We start from the raw sequence: 20,100 nt of genomic DNA on the forward strand, positions 1-20,100 counted from the left end.
TCCTAGCCTGACGGTCATTGATCTTGCCAACGGAATCCAGACCATGTCGCCGCTGATTCGCTTATCCGCCTGCTTCGTCGCCCTGATGATGGCCATGGGCATCGGGCGCTTCGCCCTCACCCCACAAATGCCGCACCTGCTCAGCGAGGGGCAGTTTGACCTGACTGCCGCCGGTCTGATTGCCGCGGCCAATTACCTCGGCTACCTGCTCGGCGCGGTGGATGCGATGTTCGCCCATCGTGCGCGACAGGTGCAGCGGCGCCTGCACGGCGGCTTGTGGCTTTGTGTGCTGCTGACACTGGCGTCGTTCTGGGCGAATGGCTTCTGGGCACATCTGCTGCTGCGCTTCGGAACCGGTGTGGCGAGTGCCTGGGTGCTGGTGATGATTACCGCGCTGAGTCAGCCACTGGCGGTGGCAGCGGGTCGCCCACGGCTGGGAGCGCTGGTCTTTGCCGGGCCGGGTTTGGGGATTTTTCTGACAGGGTTGCTGGCACTGGTCTCACATCTGTTGAACCAGACGTCCGCGACGTTGTGGCTGATTTATGCTGCGGCCGCGTTGGTGATGATGCTGGGGGTCTGGCGACTCCTGCCACAACCGGTCGCCGCGAAGGCCATTGATGCAGCGGCCGTCAGTCCGGCGAATCGCGGCATTGGCCGTCTGGCGTTGATTTACGCGCTGTATGGCGTCGGTTACATCATTCCGGCCACGTTCCTGTCGCAAATGGCCAACGCGCAGTTTCACGGGCAATGGCAGGCCGATCTGTTCTGGCCGTGCTTCGGCCTCGGCGCCGCCATCGGCGTTTTACTGGTGAGCCTGCGTCGTCACGAACCGCACACCACGCGTCACTGGTTGATGGCGACGTTGTGGCTGCAAGCCGCCGGGGTGTTCGCCTGCTTGCTGGGCAGCGGCTGGGGGTTGGCGCTGGGCGTGATCTTCTGCGGGACGCCGTTTCTGGCCTGCATGCAACTGGTCATGCAACGCTCGCGGGAACTGGCGCCGCACGCCACCCAGCGTAATGCCGGTATGCTCACCGCCTGCTTCGCCATTGGCCAGCTCAGCGGCCCGTTACTCGCCGCGCTGAGCAGCCATTTCAGCGGTGGCTTGCAGCCGGCGTTGGTGATCGCCGGCAGTGGTTTGCTGATTGCCGGCGGTCTGGCGATGCAATCGACGGCTACTGGCCCAGCGCTTTGCGCAAACGCCGACGCAGCCACTGTTCGGCACTGACAAAAGTGATGCCGAGCAGCACCAGCACAGCACCGATGACGAAGTTCAGGCTCAGTTGTTCACCGAGCAGCAACACGCCGAAGGTGACACCGAACAGCGGCGTCATGAACGAGAACACCGCGAGGTTGGCCGCCAGATAACGCCGCAGCAACCAGAACCACACCAGGTAGCTGAAGAACGACACCACCAGCCCTTGAAACAGCACGCTGGCCACCGCCACTGCGGTCAGGTTGACATGGCCGATCTGGCCGCTGAACAGTGCGATCAACAGCAGGCCGACGAAGCCGACGATCAACTGATAGAACAGGGTCAACGTCACCGGGGCTTCCGACAGCCGCGAGGCGCGCACCACCACCGTGGTCGCGCCCCAACAGGCACCGGCCAATACACCAAAGGCATCGCCCAATAACATGCGCCGATCGAGGTTGCCCCACGACACACCACCGGCAAACGCAATCGCGATACCGATGAAGGCGAGCAAAATCCCCAGCCACTGCAACGGTCGCAAACGCTCACTGGCAAGGAGAAAATGCACGCCCAGCGCGGTGAAAATCGGCGCGGTGTAGAGGAACACGGACATGTGCGCTGCCGTGGTCAGTTGCAAGCCTTCGGAGATAAAGAAGAACTCCAGCCCGAACAGCGCACCGGCCAGCAAGCCGCCGCGCCAGGTGCTCCCGACCTGATCCCAACCGCCCTTCCAGCAGATCAGCAATCCGACCAGCAGCGCAGAAATCCCCGAGCGCCCCGCCGCTTGCATCACCGGTGCGATGTCAGGTGCAGCCCACTTGATCATCACCTGCTGCACGCCCCAGATCAGGCACAGACCGATCATCACCTGCAGGGCAAAACGGTCGGCATTGCGCCGCTCGACAATCACCGCAACACCTCGAACACACACAACATGGCAGCCATCCATTGGTCAAAACAAAACCCCGGATCAATGTCCGGGGCGAAGAGTCGTGGCGTCGATTATTAACCAGTGCGACAGAAAAAGCCGTCTGGAAAAGACATTTAATTTGTCTGCTGCGTCAGTGGTGAATGGCTGCCGGCTGCGCCGCCAATCGCTGGCAAGCCAGCTCCCACAAGTTCGTGGCGCCTGACCCTGTCTAGCGCTCGACACAAAACCCTGTGGGAGCTGGCTTGCCAGCGATGAGGCCAGCTCAATCAACGCTGTTCAGGAGTCTGACTTCACCAGCCGTTTCGACACGACAAAACCAACAGTACAAGCCACAGCAGTGGCAAACGTCCCCCACGCCCAATCGAGCAAAGTCACTTGCACCGACCATCCGCGCAATGTCGCCCAATTGGTCAGGTCATACGTGCCGTACGCCACGAGCCCCAACAGTGCGCCCATCTTCGCTGCCCTCTGCCAGTTCAGCGCAGGCAACACCACGAACACCACGCAACCGAAAACATACAGGCAATAAAAAACCGCTGCCGGTAAGAGCAGCGGTTTTTCGAGCATCAACGGACCGAGCAGTTCGCGATAGGTCGGCGCCATCAACAGGCCAAGCCATATCCCGTCGAGCAACAGAAACGTCACCAGCGTTGCAACATAAGCGATCAGCGCTTTCTTCATCATACGACCCTCGATGTTGGAGTTGCTGCAGGCTGCGATCTTCTGCCGTTGAAGATCAACAGATCGCAGCCTTCGGCGGCTCCTACATGGGGCTGGTGCGCGATCAGCTTAGTTCAATGCGATCCGCATGAATGACGATCTTGCCTTCCTTGTACAGCGAACCGATGGCCTTCTTGAAGTTGCCCTTGCTGACACCGAACAGGCTGCTGATCAATGCCGGATCGCTCTTGTCGCTGACCGGCAGGGTGCCGTCATTTTCGCGCAACTTGGCCAGAATCTTCGAGTTCAGACTGCTGGCCGCTTCCTGGCCAACCGGTTGCAGGCTCAGGCTGATCTTGCCGTCGGCGCGCACTTCCTTGATGAAGCCTTTTTCGCTCATGCCGGCGCGCATGAACTTGAAGATTTCGTTCTTGTGAATCAAACCCCAGTGCTTGTTGTTGATGATTGCCTTGAAGCCCATATCGGTAGCTTCGGCAACCAGCAGATCAACTTCCTGACCCGGGCTGTAGGTGGCCGGGGTTTTGTCGAGGTAGCGATCCAGTCGCGCAGTGGCGGTGATGCGGCGGGTGTGCTTGTCGAGGTAGACATGCACCACGCAATATTCGCCGGCAGTCATCTGACGCTTCTCTTCGGAATACGGCAGCAACAGATCCTTTGGCAAGCCCCAATCGAGGAACACACCGATGCTGTTGACTTCAACAACTTTCAAACTGGCGAATTCACCGACCTGAACTTTCGGTTTTTCAGTGGTCGCGAGAAGTTTGTCTTCGCTATCCAGATAAACAAATACGTTGAGCCAGTCTTCATCTTCGCTGGGAATATCTTTAGGGATATAACGGTTGGGCAAAAGAATTTCGCCGTCGGCACCGCCGTCCAGATATAAACCGAAGTTAGTGTGTTTAACCACTTGCAAACTGTTGTAGCGCCCGACTAAAGCCATTTCCAAAACCCTCATTGCGTGGGCGGCATTCTACCCGTTTTTACCGTGAACGTTCGCCGGCAAAACGGCGAGGCCGGGAAAATCTGCGCAACGCCTTGATTCTCCTTGGTCGAGCACGCACGCGGTGCCACTCGTCAGACTGATCCGGTGCCCAGCGCAAGACCGCCACAGCACCGCAATGCATGGATGTTCTTAACTAAAACAGCAGGTTAGCGAAGTATTTCGAATATTTAACCGAGAATAATCCACCTTGAAGGTTGGTTATTCCGGGGGATATTTACCGAGCTATTGTCAAGTTATTCCTGTACGATGCCTGGCCGAGTTACTCTTCTACAGGTTAATGGCCGCCATGCGTGTAAAAGCATCCACCAGCAAAGCAAAGCCAGCCCCAGCCGTTGAAACAAGCGAATCGATCAACGATCAGATTGCTTTGTTCCTCAAGTCCGGCGGCGAGATCCAGCAAATTGCCAAAGGCGTCAGCGGCCAGACGTTCGGTCCGTCCAAGCAGATCAGCCTGGGCAAGAAGTAATCCCCGGTAATAAACCCGTCCCTGGGCGCTTTGAGCTTCGAAGCGTCTGGACTGGCACCGCAAAATCCCTCTCCGCTTAAAAAACACTCATCCATTCTTTGAAAATCGACGAACGGCCATCAATGCCGCGCATTCGCCGGTATCCTTGCACGCGTCTAGATCAAGCGTTTCAGCAGGCTCGCTGCCCTGCGCTCGCTGTACATGGAGTGACGCATGCGCAAATCATCCTGTTTATCGCTCGCTGGCCTGCTGGCTTGTTCGACTGCGCACGCGCAGATTTTCCAGCGTGAACTCGGTGATTTCGACCTCAAGCTCGGCACCACGCCCTCTCGCAGCATGGCGCAAGGACTGGTCAAACCGGCGTCCACCGGCTCGTTTCATGGCGGACTCGACCTCAGCCACGACAGTGGCCTCTATATCGGCCAGTACGCGCCGAGCATGGGCATCACGCCGGGCAAGAACCTCGAAATCGATTCCTACGTCGGCTTTAAACAACCTTTCGACGAAACCCTCGGCTACGAAGTGGGGATGATTCACTACAGCTATCCCAAAGTGGACACCCTCGACAGCCAGGAATTGTTCGGTGGCCTGACCCTGCTCGGCAGCCGGTTCGGCATTGCCTTGAGCAACGATCCGGATAAACAGAACAACACGCTGTTTGCCGATCTGCGCGGCAATCAACCCTTCGGCATTGGTGTCAGCATGAAATACACCACCCACCAACTGAATTCGCCGGTCGCGGTGGACGGTGGTTACGTCAGCAGTTTTACCGATTGGTCGGTGAAATTGTCCCGGCCTTTCATGGGCGTCGACCTCGACCTGATCTACAGCAACTCCAGCCTCAGCGGCAGCGATTGCTCGGCTTATTCCGGGCACAACAGCGAGTGCGATGGCCTCGTCACACTCAAGGCTGCACGCGCGTTCTATTGATTGGCTGAACTGCCGGGTTCATTCTGCGTTCACATGAGAATCAGACCCTACGGCTGGCCATCGCAAGGATTCGCCTATGTCTCGCTGGTTCAAACACATCGCTGCCCTGTTGATTTGCACCCTCGCCCTTGGCGCCTGCAGCCGCGTCGGCCTGGCGTATCGCAATCTCGACGTGATCATCCCGTGGACGCTCGGCGACTACCTCGACATGAACGGCGAGCAAAAAGGCTGGTTCAACGAGCGCCTCCAGGAACACCTGAGCTGGCATTGCACCACGCAATTGCCGGGGTATCTCGACTGGCTGGATCGTTTGCAAACGATGGTCGAAACCAATCAGGTCACTGACGAAGCGCTTCAGGCGCGCACCGTGGAAGCCAAAAACGCCATTGCCGAAACTGCGCGGGAGATCACCCCGTCAGCCATCGAACTTCTGCAAGGCCTGGACGACCAGCAGGTGGCGGAGATGAACGACGCGTTCGCCAAGGACCTGCGCAAACGCCAGCAGGATTACGTCAAACCGCCATTGGCCGAGCAGATCAAGGAACGTGGCGAGCGCATGGAGAAACGTCTGAACGACTGGCTCGGCCCACTAAGCGCGACACAAAAACAGCGGGTGTTCGCTTGGACTAACGCCTTGGGCGATCAGAACACCCAATGGATTGCCAACCGTGAGCACTGGCAGAAGCAGTTCAGCGCTGCGGTTGCACAGCGCAAAAGTCCCGAATTCCCACAACGTATCGAGACCCTTCTGATCAATCGCGAGAGTTTATGGACCGCGGATTACCGCAAGGCCTACGCCAACACCGAGGCACAAGGACGAGCAATGGCAGTCGACCTGATGGCCGAGAGTACGCCGCAGCAGCGTAAGCGGTTGCTGAAGAAGATCGAGGGTGTGCGTAAAGATTTCAATGATCTGAAGTGTTTGAAGGCTGCACGAAATACTTAAGATCAATGCAAAACCAATGTGGGAGCGAGCCTGCTCGCGAATGCGCTGTGTCAGACGCTTTGATGGTGGCTGACATACCGCATTCGCGAGCAGGCTCGCTCCCACAAGGGAGATTACTTCGAAGTCAGGCTATCTGCGCTTTGGACGCCACTTCATCAAACGTCCCCTCTGCCAGTGCATCTTCCTGTTCATCCAGCACCTGACGCGGATGGTCATTCCCGGGAATGCTGCTGTCGATCAGGCTCAACAGGCTCGATCCCCGCGGAGTCAGACTGAAGTTATTGCCGGTGCTGCCTTCATCTTCGCCACGTGGCTCAATGTAACCGCGCAATAGCAGCAACCGCTCATATTCACAGGCCAGCGTTTTCAAGTGATCCAGATTCTCGATCGGCTCACCGGCGCTGGCTTTCGCTGCCGCGTAATCCTCGGCGTATTTACGAGGGGCGAAGCTTTCGCCAGCGCTGTTCTGCACTTCATGCAGCAATCGCTCAATCAAATCCCAGTTGTAAGTCGTCATCCTGATTCAACCTCCGGTGCGCGTGATTTAGGGCGCGTTCATAGGTTGTGACCCGGGCGTGCCGCAGCCGTTCAGCCGCATTTTGCGCAGCGACCGACCGGCGGTCTGTCGAATTCCCGGCGGGTTAAACGACTAGTCTGAAACAGACGGTTTCAACCCCGCAGGAGAAATCATCATGAACGTTGAGAATCATCCGGTGGTATCGCGCGAAGAATGGCTCGCCGCCCGTAAGCAACACCTGATCCATGAAAAAGCATTCACCCAGGAACGTGACCGCCTCAGCGCGGAACGCCGCGCACTGCCTTGGGTAAAGATCGATAAGGACTATCATTTTCAGGGGCCAAACGGCGAACTGAGACTCGCCGATCTGTTCGGCAAAAACAGCCAACTGGTGATTTACCACTTCATGTTCGCCAAGGGTTGGGAGCAGGGCTGTAAGGGTTGCTCATTCCTCAGCGACCACATCGATGGCGCCAATCAGCATCTGGCCCATCACGACATTGCCGTGGTGGCTGTCTCCCATGCACCGTTCAACGAGTTTCAGGACTTTAAACGGCGGATGGGCTGGAGGTTCGACTGGGTGTCGTCAGAAGGTTGCGACTTCAACTATGACTTCGGCGTTTGCCCGGATGCTGAAGAGGTCGCAGCTGGAAAGGCTATCTACAACTACGAAAAGACTGACAGCGCGGAGGAAGAGCTGCCGGGGCTGAGCGTGTTTTATCGCAATGATAAGGGTGAGATTTTTCACACCTACTCAACGTATGCCCGAGGGCTGGACATGCTGGTCGGCGCGTACAACTACCTCGACCTTACGCCCAAGGGCAGAAATGAGGACGAGATCATGGAATGGGTGCGCCATCATGACCGGTATGAGGGGGTAAACCGATCCAGTTGCTGCCACGAAACTTAGTCTTGGATACCGTGTCATCGCCATTGTGAGAAGCCTCGCTCCCATGAAGTCTGCGAAGGATTGATGGGAGCGAGACTGAACTTTTAACAGGCCAAAGCCCTCAACCGTTTAACCCGCCTTAACCGGAACTGAGGCCTGCTCCCATGAAAACCCTGATCAAGCTCACCCTCGCTGCCACCCTCGCCTGCGCCCTGCCCGTTTGGGCCTGCACGCCCGAAGAAGCCACGGCCAAACGTGAACAACTGGCCAAGGAAGTCACTCGACTCACCGAACAGAATCCAGCCAAGGCCAAAGAGATCAATGCTGAATTGCAGAAGATGGACCTGGGCACGGCCAGTGCGGATTTGCCGGACAAGTGCCAGTTGATTGATCAGCGGTTGAAAGAGCTGAATTCGGCTGAGAAGAAAGCAGACAGCTAAAAATCAAAAGGTCGTCCGAACGCGGCCCGAGCCCTCGGCAGCTCCTACATGGGATTGATGGTCCACCTGTAGGAGCTGCCGAAGGCTGCGATCTTTTTGAGCCTGAAAATGCATAAATGCATTTATTTTATTGCACAAATGCATATTCAGGCTAAGGTTACCTCGAGCAAGGAGATCGGAACGCGCCATCCAACATGGCACCCCTTTACACCGATCGCTCAGTAACACCGCAACACACTCACAAGCTGGACGCTTGTTTTCACTCATGGAGGATTGAAAAATGTTAACCAATGAAGCAACCCGTTTTACCGCCGAGACCCTGCCAAGGTGTCTTATCGGCCACCTGGTCGACCCGCAACTGGTCGACGTCGAAGCATCGGCGCAGCCCCGCGCATTCGCCGCTGGCAGCCTCAACTTCACGATGCAGAAGCAAACCCAGACCAACTGGTGCTGGGCGGCCGTTTCCGCTTCAGTCGGCAACTATTACGGCACCGGGTCGTGGACTCAGTGCGGTGTTGCCAGTTCGGAATTGAACCGCAACTGCTGTAATCAGCCGGGGCCGTGCAACGTCTATGGCTACCTGGACACCGCCCTGCGCACCACGCGCAGTTATAACGGCATGAATCAGGGGTCGCTGCAGATGTCGGCCATTCAGAACCAGATCAACATGGGCCGCCCCGTCGGCCTGCGCTGTGCCTGGTACGGCGGCGGTGCGCACTTCCTGACGATCTATGGCACCAATGGCAACTACGTACTGGTCGCAGACTCGATCTACGGCTATTCGACCCGCACGCTGAACACATTCCCCGGTTCTTACAACGGCGGCGGCAACTGGACCAACACTTACTTCACCGCAAAAAACCAGGGGGCGACCTTATGAACCTGACTTATCCAAAGGCGCCTTCCAACGGCGTACAGACCTTGCGTCCGGCTCTGCAAGCCGCCCTGCAAACCCAAGGCTTTGGCGCCAACCGCCAATTCGCTAACGCCTCACCTGCGAAGATCAGCCTCAGTGAGGCCTGGCGCGGTTACTCGCTGAATCTGGAGGACTTGAGCAACGGCAAAGGTCTGCAAGACGCGCGGCTGGGCGACTGGCATTACCTGGTGTTCGCCGATGGCGTAACGATTGCCGATGCGCAACTGGCCGAAGTACGCGGCCACGTCGAATTTGCCTCGTTGAACCACGGGACATTCGCCGCCGCTGCCGTCGGTGCGCTGAAACTGGCGGAGCAGTCGCCGGCATTGCAGGGCAAAACCGTGGAACCGCGGCTGCTGTTCGTCTCGGCACTGCACGTTGTGGCGATCTGGCTGCACGCGGACGGTGAAGATCTGCTGATTCCGATTGAGCCGACGCCCAAGGAACTGGCGACAACCCGGTTGTACAACGAGGCCGCGCTGCTAGCGTTGCTGAAACCGGCCGCTGACACGGCAAAGCAACGTTTTGATGCCGACACCAGCGGTCTGCTCGGGAGCTGACAAATCCCGGCCATAAAAAAACCCGGACACTGTCCGGGTTTTTCATGCGCCTGAAACGACTTACTCAGCCGCTGGCTCTGCCGGCTTGCGGCGCTTGAGCGGGGCCATGCCGTCGCTGCTGACCAGAGCATCTGGCTTGGGACGGTTGACGCTCTTGCGCTTGGTCGGCGTCTTGGCGGCAGTTTTCTTCTTGTCACCCTTGCCGTCGGTCTTTTTCTTCTTCACGCCAACGGCTTTGCCCGAGGCCTTGACCTTCTTCGGTCCGCCGTAGGTGCCTTTGACTTCCTTGATGGTGCGGCGCTCGAAGCTCTGCTTCAGATAGCGCTCGATGCTCGACATCAGGTTCCAGTCGCCGTGGCAGATCAGCGAGATCGCCAGACCGTCGTTACCGGCACGGCCGGTACGACCGATACGGTGCACGTATTCGTCGCCGCTACGTGGCATGTCGAAGTTGATCACCATGTCCAGACCATCAACGTCCAGACCACGGGCCGCAACGTCGGTCGCCACCAGAATCTTCACACCCCCCTGCTTCAGACGGTCGATCGCCAGTTTGCGATCCTTCTGGTCTTTCTCGCCGTGCAGCACGAACGCCTTGTATTCCTGAGCCACGAGACGGCCGTATATGCGGTCGGCCATGGCGCGGGTGTTGGTGAAGACGATGGCTTTCTGGTAGGTCTCGTTGGCCAGCAGCCAGTTCACAATCTGTTCTTTGTGCTGGTTGTGGTCAGCGGTGATCACCTGCTGACGGGTGGTCGAATTCAGCTGGCTGACCGCGTTGAGCTGCAAGTGCTCAGGGTTGTTCAGCACCTTGGCGATCATCTCGCGCAGGCCCGAACCACCGGTGGTGGCGGAGAACAGCATGGTTTGCTGACGGTTCGGGCATTCGTCGACCAGACGTTGCACGTCTTCGGAGAAACCCATGTCGAGCATACGGTCGGCTTCGTCGAGCACCAGCACTTCGACTTCCTTGAGGTCGAGGTTGCCGGCGTTCAGTTGCTCGATCATCCGGCCCGGGGTGCCGATGAGGATGTCCGGCACCTTGCGCAACATGGCGGCCTGGACCTTGAAGTCTTCACCACCGGTGATCAGGCCGGACTTGATGAACGTGAACTGCGCAAAGCGTTCCACTTCCTTCAAGGTCTGCTGGGCCAGTTCACGGGTCGGCAGCAGGATCAGGGTCTTGATGCTGACGCGAACCTTGGCCGGGCCGATCAGGCGATTGAGGATCGGCAGGACAAAAGCGGCGGTCTTGCCGCTACCGGTTTGCGCAGTCACCCGCAAATCACGCCCTTGGAGCGCCAGCGGAATGGCCGCGGCTTGCACAGGCGTTGGCTCGACAAATTTCAGCTCGGCCACAGCTTTTAGCAGGCGTTCGTGCAGGGCGAATTGGGAAAACACGGGTGCTACCTCGAAGATATGCAAAAAAACAGCTGCATAGGTTACCGGTTTCGAGCGCTCAGGCCGAGTTTCTTTATACAAACGGCGTGAATCAGTGGCTTTTTTGTTGCTCGATTTGTCTCTTACGGTAATACACAGCGGCTTAAATGCTCTAATCGCCCATCGCGCCTTACAGAAGAATCGTTTCTCTCATGGATTTCAAACAGCTCTGGCTCAACGCCCAGGACCTCTGGGGTACCCTCGAACAGCATCCGATCTTGCAGGCCGGTCTGGCCTTGACGGTTTTACTGGTGATCGCGCTGGTGCTCGGACGAGTGGCGCGTTATCTGATTCTGCACGCCAGCCGCATGCTCGGTCGTCAACCGGCCCTGCACTGGATCAACGACTTTCGCCACAACAAGGTGTTTCAGCGACTGGCGCAGATGACGCCGTCGCTGGTCATCCAGTTCGGCCTGCATCTGGTGCCCGAGCTGAGCAAAACCGCGATGACCTTCCTCGGTAACGTGGCGCTGTCGTTCACCATCCTCTTCCTGCTGCTGTCGATCAGCGCCCTGCTCAATGCCCTGCTCGATATCTACGCGCGCACCGAACACGCCCGTACGCGCTCGATCAAAGGCTACGTGCAACTGGCAAAAATGGTCCTGTACGTGTTTGGCGCGATCATCATCGTCGCCACGCTGATCGATCGTTCGCCACTGTTGCTGCTGTCGGGTCTGGGTGCGATGTCGGCGGTGATCCTGTTGGTCTACAAGGACACGCTGCTGTCGTTTGTCGCCAGCGTGCAATTGACCAGCAACGACATGCTGCGGGTCGGCGACTGGATCGAGATGCCGCAGGTCGGCGCCGACGGTGATGTGGTCGATATCACTCTGCACACGGTCAAGGTGCAGAATTTCGACAAGACCATCGTCTCGATCCCGACCTGGCGCCTGATGTCCGAGTCGTTCAAGAACTGGCGCGGCATGCAGCAGTCCGGTGGCCGGCGGATCAAGCGCAGCCTGTTCATCGATGCCAGCGGCGTGCGCTTCATTCGCGATGACGAGGAAGCGAAGTTGTCCCAGGTGCATCTGCTGACCGACTACATGGGCCGCAAGAAAGCCGAGCTCAAGGCGTGGAACGAGGCGCAGGGTAATGTCGCGGCCATGTCGGCGAATCGCCGGCGCATGACCAACATCGGTACCTTTCGCGCTTATGCGCTGGCTTATCTGAAGAGCCACCCGGAAATTCAACCGAACATGACCTGCATGGTCCGCCAGATGCAGACCACGGCGCAGGGCATTCCGCTGGAGATCTACTGCTTCACCCGCACCACGGTGTGGGCGGACTACGAGCGGATTCAGGGGGATATTTTCGATTACCTGCTGGCAGTGCTGCCGGAATTTGGACTGAGCTTGTATCAGCAGCCGAGTGGCGGGGATTTGCGCTCGGGGTTGATGCCGGCGGTGTTGGGCGCGGCCAGCATCCCAGAGCCTGAAAAACACCTGATGTAACCCACGATCCGTGTAGGAGCTGCCGAAGGCTGCGATCTTTTGATTGTGCTTTTAAGAGCAAGATCAAAAGATCGCAGCCTGCGGCAGCTCCTACAAGGGCTTATGCGGTGCGTCTGATACCCAGTCGGCTGATCCATACAGCGGCAAGGATGACACTCCCGCCAAGGAACAACCTTCCCAGTTCCTCATGCTGATTCCAGATCAGCAGGTTCAGCAGCAACCCCACCGGCACATGCAGGTTGTTCATCACAGCCAATGTGCCGCCATTGACCATGCACGCTCCCTTGTTCCACCAGTACAAGCCCAGCGCGGTCGAGACCAGACCGAGGAACACCAGCACACCCCATTGCAGCGGCGCCTCCGGCAGGAAGTTCGATTTGCCGAACAACAGAAACGCCGGCAGCACCACCGCCAGTGCGCCAAGGTAGAAGAAGCCAAAGCGCCGGTAATGCGGCAGATCGCTCGGGTGTTTGGCCACCAGATGCTTGTACAACACTTGCCCGGCGGCATAGGTGAAGTTGGCCAGTTGCAACAGCAGGAAGCCCATGAAGAAGTCCGGGTTGATCCGGTCGAAGCGAATCACCGCTGCGCCGCCCACCGCCACCAGTGCTGCGATCAGCGCCCACGGGTTAAAGCGCCGGTTCAAGGCATCTTCGATCAGGGTCACGTGCAGCGGCGTGAGGATGGTGAACAGCAGCACTTCCGGCACCGTCAACACGCGAAAGCTCAGGTACAGGCAGACGTAGGTCACGCCGAACTGCAACGCGCCGATCAGCAGCATGCCGCGCATGAACGCCGGCTCCACCGAACGCCAGCGAGTCAGCGGGATGAACACCAGCCCGGCCAGCACCACACGCACCAGCACCGCGAAGTAGCTGTCGACATGCCCCGCCAGGTATTCGCCGATCAGACTGAAGGAAAACGCCTGGATCAGCGTGACAAAAAGTAGATAGCCCATGATCGCCCCTGTTTTGAATGGCGGCGACGATAGCGGTTTTTTGGCTTCACTGCGAATCGACTGGATACGCACAAATCCCCTGTAGGGGCTGTGTCCGCCTGCAAATCCCGGGCAAAAAAAAGCCCGATCTCGCTAATGCGTTCAATCGGGCTACGGCACTCAGGAGCAACAAGTGCAAAGGGAGGTTCGATGCGCGTAAAGCCTTGAAGGGGTTGCGCCAGAGCACTAGAACATCCAGTGATTATCTGGCGATTAACATATCAAGCGACCTGAGAAAGCCTGGCATTGGCCTGGTTCAGGCCCTTCTCCTGGAAGTCGCCGCCCAGGTTCATGCCTTCGGCGTGAATGAAGGTCACGTCGTGGATGCCGATGAAACCCATCACCTGACGCAGGTACGGTTCCTGATGGTCGGCCGGGCCGCCAGCGTAGATGCCGCCGCGAGCCGTCAGCACGTAGGCACGCTTGCCGCTGAGCAGACCTTGCGGGCCGGTTTCGGTGTATTTGAATGTCACGCCGGCACGCAGCACATGGTCAAGCCAGGCCTTGAGGGTGCTGGGGATCGCGAAGTTGTACATCGGCGCGGCCATCACCAGCACATCAGCGGCGAGCAGCTCGTCGGTCAATTCGTTGGAGCGGTCCAGCGAAGACTGCTCGCTGTCATTGCGCTGTTCGGCAGGCTTCATCCAGCCGCCCAGCAGGTTGATATCGAGGTGTGGAACCGGGTTGACGGCAACGTCACGGACGGTGATCTGATCGGCCGGGTGCGCCGCTTTCCACTGACTGATAAAGGTCTGGGTCAGTTGACGGGAAACCGAATCTTGCTGGCGGGCGCTGCTTTCGATGATCAGAACGCGGGACATGTTGTGTAGCCTCCATCCGAGAATGTTGTAGGTCGATGGAGTAAAGGTTAAGCAGTATCGTATCGATGAAAAAGCGCAAATAATTGCTGCAAAGCATCGAATAATTCGTTTAGATGCATTCAGCCCTGCGGGAGCGAGCCTGCTCGCGAATACGCAATATCAGTCGGCACACACGTTGACTGATCCAGCGCATTCGCGAGCAGGCTCGCTCCCACAAGGGACTGGTACTACTTCGGCGTGCAGGTCAGCTTGATGCGCAGCTTGATGATCTCGCGGGTGAACTTGGCCGTGGCGTTCTTGTGTTTGCCGGCGGGCACATCGATGGTACGGGTGCGTGGCGCTTCCGGACCATTATTGAACACCGCTTTGCAGGTCGCATCGACATCGCCGTAGTTGGCCACCCGAATCGAGCCAATGTCGTTATCGGTGTCGAAGGTCTCGTAGTCGATCTTCATGTCGTTGAGGTCTTTCTGCACGTCGATCGGATACGCAAACGCCGTCAGCGGCAGCAGCGCCAGCAGCACACAACAGAATTTTTTCATTCGGCAGTCTCCATAAGGGACAGCCAGCTTAGGACAAGAGGAGCTATTGATGAAAGCGCCCCGCGTGACCCTTGATCAATGGCGAACATTGCAGGCCGTGGTCGACCACGGCGGATTCGCCCAGGCCGCCGAGGCTTTGCACCGTTCGCAATCGTCGGTGAGCTACACCGTCGCCCGCATGCAGGACCAACTCGGTGTGCCGTTGCTGCGCATCGACGGGCGTAAAGCAGTGCTCACCGAGGCCGGCGGCGTACTGCTGCGCCGCTCGCGACAACTGGTGAAACAGGCCAGCCAACTGGAGGACCTCGCCCACCACATGGAGCAAGGTTGGGAAGCCGAAGTACGTTTGGTCGTCGATGCGGCTTACCCCAGCGCTCGCCTCGTCCGCGCACTGACCGCGTTCATGCCGCAAAGCCGTGGCTGCCGGGTACGCCTGCGCGAAGAAGTGCTGTCGGGCGTGGAGGAAGTCTTGCTTGAAGGCGTGGCTGACCTGGCCATCACCGGGTTCAGCATTCCCGGTTACCTCGGCGCAGAATTGAGCGATGTCGAGTTCGTTGCCGTCGCCCACCCGGAACATCCCTTGCATCGTTTGAACCGCGAACTGAGCTTCCAGGACCTGGAAACCCAGATGCAAGTGGTTATCCGTGACTCCGGCCGCCAACAACCACGGGATGTCGGCTGGCTCGGCGCGGAACAGCGCTGGACCGTCGGCAGTCTCGCCACCGCCGCAACCTTCGTCAGCAGCGGCCTGGGATTTGCCTGGTTACCACGGCACATGATCGAACGGGAATTGAAAGAAGGCTCGCTCAAGCTGCTACCGTTGGATCAGGGTGGCAGTCGCAACCCGAGTTTCTATCTGTACTCGAACAAGGACAAACCGCTGGGCCCGGCGACGCAAATCCTCATCGAACTGCTGCGCACCTTCGACACGTTGCCGCTGGATGCACCGTTCGCCGCCCCTGAACAAGCCTGACACGGAGTTCACCGATGGCGTATTTCGAACACGACGGTTGCAACCTGCACTACGAGGAATATGGCCACGGCACACCGCTGTTGCTGGTCCACGGGCTCGGCTCGAGCACGCTGGACTGGGAAATGCAGATTCCTGCGCTGGCCGCACGCTACCGGGTGATCGTCCCGGACATCCGCGGCCACGGGCGCTCGGACAAACCCCGGGAGCGCTATAGCATCGCCGGGTTCAGCGCCGATCTGGTCGCACTGATCGAGCACTTGAACCTCGGCCCGGTGCACTACATTGGCCTGTCCATGGGCGGCATGATCGGTTTCCAGCTGGGTGTCGATCAGCCGCAACTGCTCAAGAGTCTGACCATCGTCAACAGCGCGCCCGAGGTCAAACTGCGTTCGCGCGATGACTATTGGCAGTGGTTCAAACGCTGGAGCCTGATGCGCGTGCTCAGCCTGGCAACTATCGGCAAGGCATTGGGCAGCAAGCTTTTCCCCAAGCCGGAACAGGCCGATCTGCGGCAGAAAATGGCCGAACGCTGGGCAAAAAACGACAAACGTGCTTATCTCGCCAGCTTCGATGCGATTGTTGGCTGGGGCGTTCAGGAACGACTTTCCCGAGTGACCTGTCCAACGCTCATCGTCAGCGCCGACCGTGACTACACACCCGTCACGCTGAAAGAAACCTATGTAAAACTGCTGCCCGATGCGCGGCTGGTGGTGATCGCCGATTCGCGCCACGCCACCCCGCTCGATCAACCCGAACGCTTCAATCAAACGCTGCTGGAGTTTCTCGCCGCAGCCGATATTCATCCTCAGGATCACTGACCCATGCTGAAAAAAATCGCCCTCGCCGCCGGTACCGTGCTGTTTGCCGCCAACCTGATGGCTGCCACCCCGGCCAAAGCGCCGCACGTGCTGCTGGACACCACCAACGGCCAGATTGAAATCGAACTGGACCCGGTCAAGGCGCCGATCAGTACCAAGAACTTCCTGGAGTACGTCGACAGCGGCTTCTACACCAACACGATTTTTCACCGTGTGATCCCGGGCTTCATGGCTCAGGGCGGTGGTTTCACCCAGCAAATGCAGCAGAAAGAAACCAAGGCGCCGATCAAGAACGAAGCCAGCAACGGCCTGCACAACGTTCGCGGCACCTTGTCGATGGCGCGCACCTCCAACCCGGATTCGGCCACCAGCCAGTTCTTCATCAACGTGGCTGACAACGCTTTCCTCGACCCGGGCCGTGATGCCGGTTACGCGGTGTTCGCCAAAGTGGTCAAGGGCATGGACGTGGTCGACATCATCGTCAACTCGCAAACCACCACCAAAAGCGGCATGCAAAACGTGCCTGTCGACCCTGTGATCATCAAGTCGGCCAAACGCATCGACTAAGTTTCGCGGGGCATTTCGAGCGGCGGCGGCCTCGGGCCACGCCGCTCACACTGATAAAAGGAGAGCCCGTATCCGGGCGATTATCTGATGCTCTATCGCCGTTTCGAACAACTGATCGACATATTTCGCGACGCCCCGACGGCGGCCCCTCCAGATCGTGTCTGGCCCTTCTATACCTATTACCTGAAGCAGGTCTGGCCGAGTTTCGCCGCCCTGCTGGTCGTTGGCCTGTTTGCCGCGCTGATCGAAGTGGCGCTGTTCAGTTACCTGAGCCGCATCATCGACCTGGCCCAAGGCACACCCAACCCGAATTTCTTCAGCGACCACGCCCTCGAACTGACGTGGATGGTGGTGGTTGCGCTGGTCCTGCGGCCGATTTTCTTTGGTCTGCACGATCTGCTGGTGCACCAGACCCTGAGCCCCGGCATGACCAGCATGATCCGCTGGCAGAACCACAGTTATGTACTCAAGCAGAGCCTGAACTTCTTTCAGAACGACTTCGCCGGGCGCATCGCCCAGCGCATCATGCAGACCGGCAACTCGCTGCGTGATTCAGCGGTGCAAGCCGTCGATGCGTTGTGGCATGTGGTGATCTATGCGATCAGCGCACTGGTGCTGTTCGCCGAGGCCGACTGGCGCCTGATGATCCCGCTGCTGGTGTGGATCGCCGCTTACATCGGCGCGCTCTACTACTTCGTGCCCCGGGTCAAAGAGCGCTCGGTGGAAGCCTCCGACGCGCGCTCGAAACTGATGGGGCGGATCGTCGACGGCTACACCAACATCGCCACACTGAAGCTGTTTGCCCACACCAACTTCGAACAGCATTACGCCAAGGAAGCCATCGAAGAACAAACCGTCAAGGCGCAAATGGCTGGCCGCGTGGTCACCAGCATGGACGTGGCGATTACCACCATGAACGGCTTGCTGATCGTTGGCACCACCGCCCTGGCGCTGTGGTTGTGGACGCAATCGTTGATCACCGTCGGGGCCATTGCCTTGGCGACTGGCCTGGTGATCCGCATCGTCAATATGTCCGGCTGGATCATGTGGGTGGTCACCGGCATCTTCGAAAACATCGGCATGGTCCAGGACGGTTTGCGCACCATCTCGCAACCGGTCAGCGTCACCGATCAGGAGCAGGCCAAACCGCTGGCCGTGGCCAATGGCGAAGTGCGTTTCGAGCATGTGGATTTTCACTACGGCAAGAAGCGCGGGATCATCGGCGACCTCAACCTGACCATCAAACCGGGTGAAAAAATCGGTCTGATCGGCCCGTCCGGTGCAGGCAAATCGACTCTGGTCAACCTGCTGCTGCGCCTCTACGACGTCGAGGGTGGGCGCATCCTGATCGACGGCCAGAACATCGCCGAAGTCGGCCAGGAAAGCCTGCGCGCACGTATCGGCATGATTACCCAGGACACCTCGCTGCTGCACCGTTCGATCCGCGACAACTTGTTGTACGGCAAACCTGATGCAACCGATGCCGAACTCTGGGACGCAGTGCACAAGGCCCGCGCCGACGAGTTCATTCCGTTGTTGTCCGACGCAGAAGGCCGCACCGGGTTTGACGCCCATGTCGGCGAGCGCGGCGTGAAGCTGTCGGGTGGCCAGCGTCAGCGCATCGCAATTGCCCGAGTACTGCTCAAGGACGCGCCGATCCTGATCATGGACGAAGCGACCTCGGCACTCGACTCGGAAGTTGAAGCGGCGATCCAGGAAAGCCTGGAAACCCTGATGCAGGGCAAAACCGTGATCGCGATTGCCCACCGCCTCTCGACCATCGCCCGGATGGATCGCTTGGTGGTGCTGGAAAACGGCAAGATCGCCGAGAGCGGCACCCACGCTGAACTGCTGGCTCACCGTGGTTTGTATGCCCGGTTGTGGGCGCATCAGACCGGGGGGTTTGTCGGGATCGATTGATCATTGGGTCAATACAATTCCAATGTGGGAGCGAGCCTGCTCGCGAAGGCGGAGTGTCAGACACCATCGTTGTTGTCAGACATACCGCTTTCGCGAGCAGGCTCGCTCCCACCGGATTTGCAATGATCCTGAACGACTGAAATCCGCCACGGCCCTTTAACCACGGGCGCTGGCGGTTTTTTTCGCCTGCTGGAAATCCGTGGAAAGCGTGCTGTACTCAGCGAAGGTTCCAGCAGGGAACCTGTCGTAAGTCCGCAAGGACGCGCAACTCGATGCAGTCTCGATAGCAAGCCTATCAAGGACTCTTCTCATGTCTTTGTTCAAACGTTCAGTTACGGAGTTGCTGGGTACGTTCTGGCTGGTGTTGGGCGGTTGTGGCAGTGCGGTGATCGCCGCCTCTTCACCTTTGGGAATCGGGATGCTGGGGGTCGCCCTGGCGTTTGGTCTGACGGTGCTGACCATGGCCTTTGCCATCGGCCACATCAGCGGTTGTCATCTCAACCCGGCCGTGTCGGTAGGCCTGTTTGTCGGCGGTCGTTTTCCGGCCCGGGAACTGCCCGCCTACATCATCGCCCAGGTGCTGGGCGGGATTCTGGCGGCAGCGCTGCTTTACTACATCGCAAGCGGCAGGGAGGGTTTCGACATTGCCGCCGGTTTGGCCTCCAATGGTTATGGCGAGCATTCGCCCGGCAAGTATTCGATGGCTGCCGGATTTGTCACCGAGCTGGTGATGACCGCGATGTTTGTGATCATCATTCTGGGCGCCACCGACAAACGGGCTCCGCCAGGGCTGGCACCGATCGCCATCGGCCTCGCGCTGACGTTGATCCACCTGATCTCGATTCCAGTGACCAACACCTCGGTCAACCCGGCCCGCAGCACCGGGCCGGCGCTGATGGTCGGCGGCTGGGCGATCGCGCAGTTGTGGATGTTCTGGGTCGCGCCGTTGATTGGCGCGGTGGTCGGTGGCGGGATCTATCGCTGGTTGGGCAAAGAGGAAACCTGAGGGATGCCTGAGCTCCCTTTGTAGGAGCTGCCGAAGGCTGCGATCTTTTGATCTTGATGTTCAAAAAACCAGATCAAAAGATCGCAGCCTTCGG

The 20,100-nt window shown here is 58.6% G+C and carries 22 protein-coding genes; 14 read left to right on the plus strand and 8 right to left on the minus strand.

What is annotated here, in order from left to right; genetic code table 11:
• The first annotated feature begins 43 nt into the window (after nt 1–43).
• Complete coding sequence (locus IEQ42_RS01145; protein WP_210702292.1) at nt 44–1,225, plus strand: MFS transporter; 1,182 nt, start codon at nt 44–46, stop codon at nt 1,223–1,225.
• Here IEQ42_RS01145 and IEQ42_RS01150 read toward each other — a convergent pair.
• From IEQ42_RS01150 to IEQ42_RS01160, 3 genes are all read right to left on the minus strand, one after another.
• Nucleotides 1,173–2,141 (minus strand): DMT family transporter, encoded by a 969-nt coding sequence (locus IEQ42_RS01150; protein ID WP_215729515.1) that lies wholly within the window; start codon nt 2,139–2,141, stop codon nt 1,173–1,175. The genes IEQ42_RS01145 and IEQ42_RS01150 overlap by 53 nt on opposite strands.
• Before the next feature lie 258 nt (nt 2,142–2,399).
• Nucleotides 2,400–2,804 (minus strand): DUF2177 family protein, encoded by a 405-nt coding sequence (locus IEQ42_RS01155; protein WP_210702738.1) that lies wholly within the window; start codon nt 2,802–2,804, stop codon nt 2,400–2,402.
• 103 nt (nt 2,805–2,907) lie between these two features.
• Nucleotides 2,908–3,744 (minus strand): CvfB family protein, encoded by an 837-nt coding sequence (locus IEQ42_RS01160; protein WP_210702294.1) that lies wholly within the window; start codon nt 3,742–3,744, stop codon nt 2,908–2,910.
• 340 nt (nt 3,745–4,084) lie between these two features.
• On the opposite strand from IEQ42_RS01160, the gene IEQ42_RS01165 reads away from it, so the two are divergent.
• The 3 genes from IEQ42_RS01165 (at nt 4,085) to IEQ42_RS01175 (ending at nt 6,149) form a co-directional block, all read left to right on the plus strand.
• A complete protein-coding gene (locus IEQ42_RS01165; RefSeq protein WP_181818528.1) occupies nt 4,085–4,273 on the plus strand; it encodes a hypothetical protein in 189 nt (62 codons plus the stop codon).
• A gap of 213 nt (nt 4,274–4,486) precedes the next feature.
• Nucleotides 4,487–5,203 (plus strand): TorF family putative porin, encoded by a 717-nt coding sequence (locus IEQ42_RS01170; RefSeq protein ID WP_210702295.1) that lies wholly within the window; start codon nt 4,487–4,489, stop codon nt 5,201–5,203.
• 76 nt (nt 5,204–5,279) lie between these two features.
• Entirely contained in the window at nt 5,280–6,149 is an 870-nt protein-coding gene (locus IEQ42_RS01175) for a DUF6279 family lipoprotein (protein ID WP_210702296.1), read from the plus strand.
• A gap of 124 nt (nt 6,150–6,273) precedes the next feature.
• Here IEQ42_RS01175 and IEQ42_RS01180 read toward each other — a convergent pair whose 3' ends face one another.
• Nucleotides 6,274–6,666, minus strand: coding sequence for a transcriptional regulator (locus IEQ42_RS01180; protein WP_210702297.1), 393 nt, complete (start codon nt 6,664–6,666; stop codon nt 6,274–6,276).
• 175 nt (nt 6,667–6,841) lie between these two features.
• On the opposite strand from IEQ42_RS01180, the gene IEQ42_RS01185 reads away from it, so the two are divergent.
• From IEQ42_RS01185 to IEQ42_RS01200, 4 genes are all read left to right on the plus strand, one after another.
• Complete coding sequence (locus IEQ42_RS01185) at nt 6,842–7,576, plus strand: DUF899 domain-containing protein (protein ID WP_210702298.1); 735 nt, start codon at nt 6,842–6,844, stop codon at nt 7,574–7,576.
• Nucleotides 7,577–7,719: 143 nt separating this feature from the next.
• Nucleotides 7,720–7,995 carry a hypothetical protein gene (locus IEQ42_RS01190; RefSeq protein ID WP_042558132.1) on the plus strand — a complete coding sequence of 92 codons (276 nt, stop codon included), beginning with the start codon at nt 7,720–7,722 and terminating at the stop codon, nt 7,993–7,995.
• Between the two features lie 280 nt (nt 7,996–8,275).
• On the plus strand, nt 8,276–8,875 hold the full coding sequence (locus IEQ42_RS01195) for a papain-like cysteine protease family protein (protein WP_210702299.1): 600 nt from the start codon (nt 8,276–8,278) through the stop codon (nt 8,873–8,875).
• On the plus strand, nt 8,872–9,471 hold the full coding sequence (locus IEQ42_RS01200) for a hypothetical protein (RefSeq protein ID WP_210702300.1): 600 nt from the start codon (nt 8,872–8,874) through the stop codon (nt 9,469–9,471). Before IEQ42_RS01195 ends, IEQ42_RS01200 begins: the two co-directional genes overlap by 4 nt.
• A gap of 60 nt (nt 9,472–9,531) precedes the next feature.
• Here the strand turns inward: IEQ42_RS01200 and IEQ42_RS01205 are convergent, their stop codons facing one another.
• A complete protein-coding gene (locus IEQ42_RS01205) occupies nt 9,532–10,872 on the minus strand; it encodes a DEAD/DEAH box helicase (RefSeq protein WP_042558129.1) in 1,341 nt (446 codons plus the stop codon).
• Nucleotides 10,873–11,063: 191 nt separating this feature from the next.
• Here IEQ42_RS01205 and IEQ42_RS01210 point away from each other — a divergent pair, with 191 nt between their 5' ends.
• Nucleotides 11,064–12,362, plus strand: a complete 1,299-nt coding sequence (locus IEQ42_RS01210) for a mechanosensitive ion channel family protein (protein WP_210702301.1) — start codon at nt 11,064–11,066, stop codon at nt 12,360–12,362.
• A 100-nt stretch (nt 12,363–12,462) separates the two neighbouring features.
• Here IEQ42_RS01210 and IEQ42_RS01215 read toward each other — a convergent pair whose 3' ends face one another.
• From IEQ42_RS01215 to IEQ42_RS01225, 3 genes are all read right to left on the minus strand, one after another.
• Nucleotides 12,463–13,320, minus strand: coding sequence for a carboxylate/amino acid/amine transporter (locus tag IEQ42_RS01215; RefSeq protein ID WP_210702302.1), 858 nt, complete (start codon nt 13,318–13,320; stop codon nt 12,463–12,465).
• Nucleotides 13,321–13,580: 260 nt separating this feature from the next.
• A complete protein-coding gene (locus IEQ42_RS01220; RefSeq protein WP_210702303.1) occupies nt 13,581–14,180 on the minus strand; it encodes an FMN-dependent NADH-azoreductase in 600 nt (199 codons plus the stop codon).
• 227 nt (nt 14,181–14,407) lie between these two features.
• On the minus strand, nt 14,408–14,722 hold the full coding sequence (locus IEQ42_RS01225; RefSeq protein WP_042558125.1) for a hypothetical protein: 315 nt from the start codon (nt 14,720–14,722) through the stop codon (nt 14,408–14,410).
• Nucleotides 14,723–14,771: 49 nt separating this feature from the next.
• Between IEQ42_RS01225 and IEQ42_RS01230 the strand changes: the two genes are divergently transcribed.
• The 5 genes from IEQ42_RS01230 (at nt 14,772) to aqpZ (ending at nt 20,006) form a co-directional block, all read left to right on the plus strand.
• The gene (locus IEQ42_RS01230; RefSeq protein WP_150594336.1) at nt 14,772–15,695 is read left to right on the plus strand and encodes a PA3225 family LysR-type transcriptional regulator; all 924 of its coding nucleotides are present in this window, start codon (nt 14,772–14,774) and stop codon (nt 15,693–15,695) included.
• Between the two features lie 14 nt (nt 15,696–15,709).
• Nucleotides 15,710–16,513 carry an alpha/beta fold hydrolase gene (locus tag IEQ42_RS01235; RefSeq protein ID WP_150594337.1) on the plus strand — a complete coding sequence of 268 codons (804 nt, stop codon included), beginning with the start codon at nt 15,710–15,712 and terminating at the stop codon, nt 16,511–16,513.
• A 3-nt stretch (nt 16,514–16,516) separates the two neighbouring features.
• Complete coding sequence (locus IEQ42_RS01240) at nt 16,517–17,080, plus strand: peptidylprolyl isomerase (RefSeq protein ID WP_210702304.1); 564 nt, start codon at nt 16,517–16,519, stop codon at nt 17,078–17,080.
• Nucleotides 17,081–17,167: 87 nt separating this feature from the next.
• Nucleotides 17,168–19,000 (plus strand): ABC transporter ATP-binding protein, encoded by a 1,833-nt coding sequence (locus IEQ42_RS01245; protein ID WP_210622192.1) that lies wholly within the window; start codon nt 17,168–17,170, stop codon nt 18,998–19,000.
• Nucleotides 19,001–19,310: 310 nt separating this feature from the next.
• Complete coding sequence (gene aqpZ, locus IEQ42_RS01250) at nt 19,311–20,006, plus strand: aquaporin Z (RefSeq protein WP_042558120.1); 696 nt, start codon at nt 19,311–19,313, stop codon at nt 20,004–20,006.
• The last annotated feature ends 94 nt before the right edge of the window (nt 20,007–20,100 follow it).

The sequence above is a fragment of the Pseudomonas iridis genome (assembly GCF_017980685.1).
GTDB lineage: Bacteria > Pseudomonadota > Gammaproteobacteria > Pseudomonadales > Pseudomonadaceae > Aquipseudomonas > Aquipseudomonas iridis.

What these genes read in the sequence shown, in the direction of transcription:
- IEQ42_RS01185 (WP_210702298.1), top strand. Translation starts at nt 6,842, where the DNA reads ATGAACGTTGAGAATCATCCGGTGGTATCGCGCGAAGAATGGCTCGCC.
- IEQ42_RS01215 (WP_210702302.1), bottom strand. Translation starts at nt 13,320, where the DNA reads ATGGGCTATCTACTTTTTGTCACGCTGATCCAGGCGTTTTCCTTCAGT.
- aqpZ (WP_042558120.1), top strand. Translation starts at nt 19,311, where the DNA reads ATGTCTTTGTTCAAACGTTCAGTTACGGAGTTGCTGGGTACGTTCTGG.
- IEQ42_RS01180 (WP_210702297.1), bottom strand. Translation starts at nt 6,666, where the DNA reads ATGACGACTTACAACTGGGATTTGATTGAGCGATTGCTGCATGAAGTG.
- IEQ42_RS01145 (WP_210702292.1), top strand. Translation starts at nt 44, where the DNA reads ATGTCGCCGCTGATTCGCTTATCCGCCTGCTTCGTCGCCCTGATGATG.
- IEQ42_RS01175 (WP_210702296.1), top strand. Translation starts at nt 5,280, where the DNA reads ATGTCTCGCTGGTTCAAACACATCGCTGCCCTGTTGATTTGCACCCTC.
- IEQ42_RS01195 (WP_210702299.1), top strand. Translation starts at nt 8,276, where the DNA reads ATGTTAACCAATGAAGCAACCCGTTTTACCGCCGAGACCCTGCCAAGG.
- IEQ42_RS01220 (WP_210702303.1), bottom strand. Translation starts at nt 14,180, where the DNA reads ATGTCCCGCGTTCTGATCATCGAAAGCAGCGCCCGCCAGCAAGATTCG.
- IEQ42_RS01200 (WP_210702300.1), top strand. Translation starts at nt 8,872, where the DNA reads ATGAACCTGACTTATCCAAAGGCGCCTTCCAACGGCGTACAGACCTTG.
- IEQ42_RS01240 (WP_210702304.1), top strand. Translation starts at nt 16,517, where the DNA reads ATGCTGAAAAAAATCGCCCTCGCCGCCGGTACCGTGCTGTTTGCCGCC.
- IEQ42_RS01230 (WP_150594336.1), top strand. Translation starts at nt 14,772, where the DNA reads ATGAAAGCGCCCCGCGTGACCCTTGATCAATGGCGAACATTGCAGGCC.
- IEQ42_RS01190 (WP_042558132.1), top strand. Translation starts at nt 7,720, where the DNA reads ATGAAAACCCTGATCAAGCTCACCCTCGCTGCCACCCTCGCCTGCGCC.
- IEQ42_RS01235 (WP_150594337.1), top strand. Translation starts at nt 15,710, where the DNA reads ATGGCGTATTTCGAACACGACGGTTGCAACCTGCACTACGAGGAATAT.
- IEQ42_RS01170 (WP_210702295.1), top strand. Translation starts at nt 4,487, where the DNA reads ATGCGCAAATCATCCTGTTTATCGCTCGCTGGCCTGCTGGCTTGTTCG.
- IEQ42_RS01210 (WP_210702301.1), top strand. Translation starts at nt 11,064, where the DNA reads ATGGATTTCAAACAGCTCTGGCTCAACGCCCAGGACCTCTGGGGTACC.
- IEQ42_RS01155 (WP_210702738.1), bottom strand. Translation starts at nt 2,804, where the DNA reads ATGAAGAAAGCGCTGATCGCTTATGTTGCAACGCTGGTGACGTTTCTG.
- IEQ42_RS01165 (WP_181818528.1), top strand. Translation starts at nt 4,085, where the DNA reads ATGGCCGCCATGCGTGTAAAAGCATCCACCAGCAAAGCAAAGCCAGCC.
- IEQ42_RS01150 (WP_215729515.1), bottom strand. Translation starts at nt 2,141, where the DNA reads ATGGATGGCTGCCATGTTGTGTGTGTTCGAGGTGTTGCGGTGATTGTC.
- IEQ42_RS01160 (WP_210702294.1), bottom strand. Translation starts at nt 3,744, where the DNA reads ATGGCTTTAGTCGGGCGCTACAACAGTTTGCAAGTGGTTAAACACACT.
- IEQ42_RS01245 (WP_210622192.1), top strand. Translation starts at nt 17,168, where the DNA reads ATGCTCTATCGCCGTTTCGAACAACTGATCGACATATTTCGCGACGCC.
- IEQ42_RS01225 (WP_042558125.1), bottom strand. Translation starts at nt 14,722, where the DNA reads ATGAAAAAATTCTGTTGTGTGCTGCTGGCGCTGCTGCCGCTGACGGCG.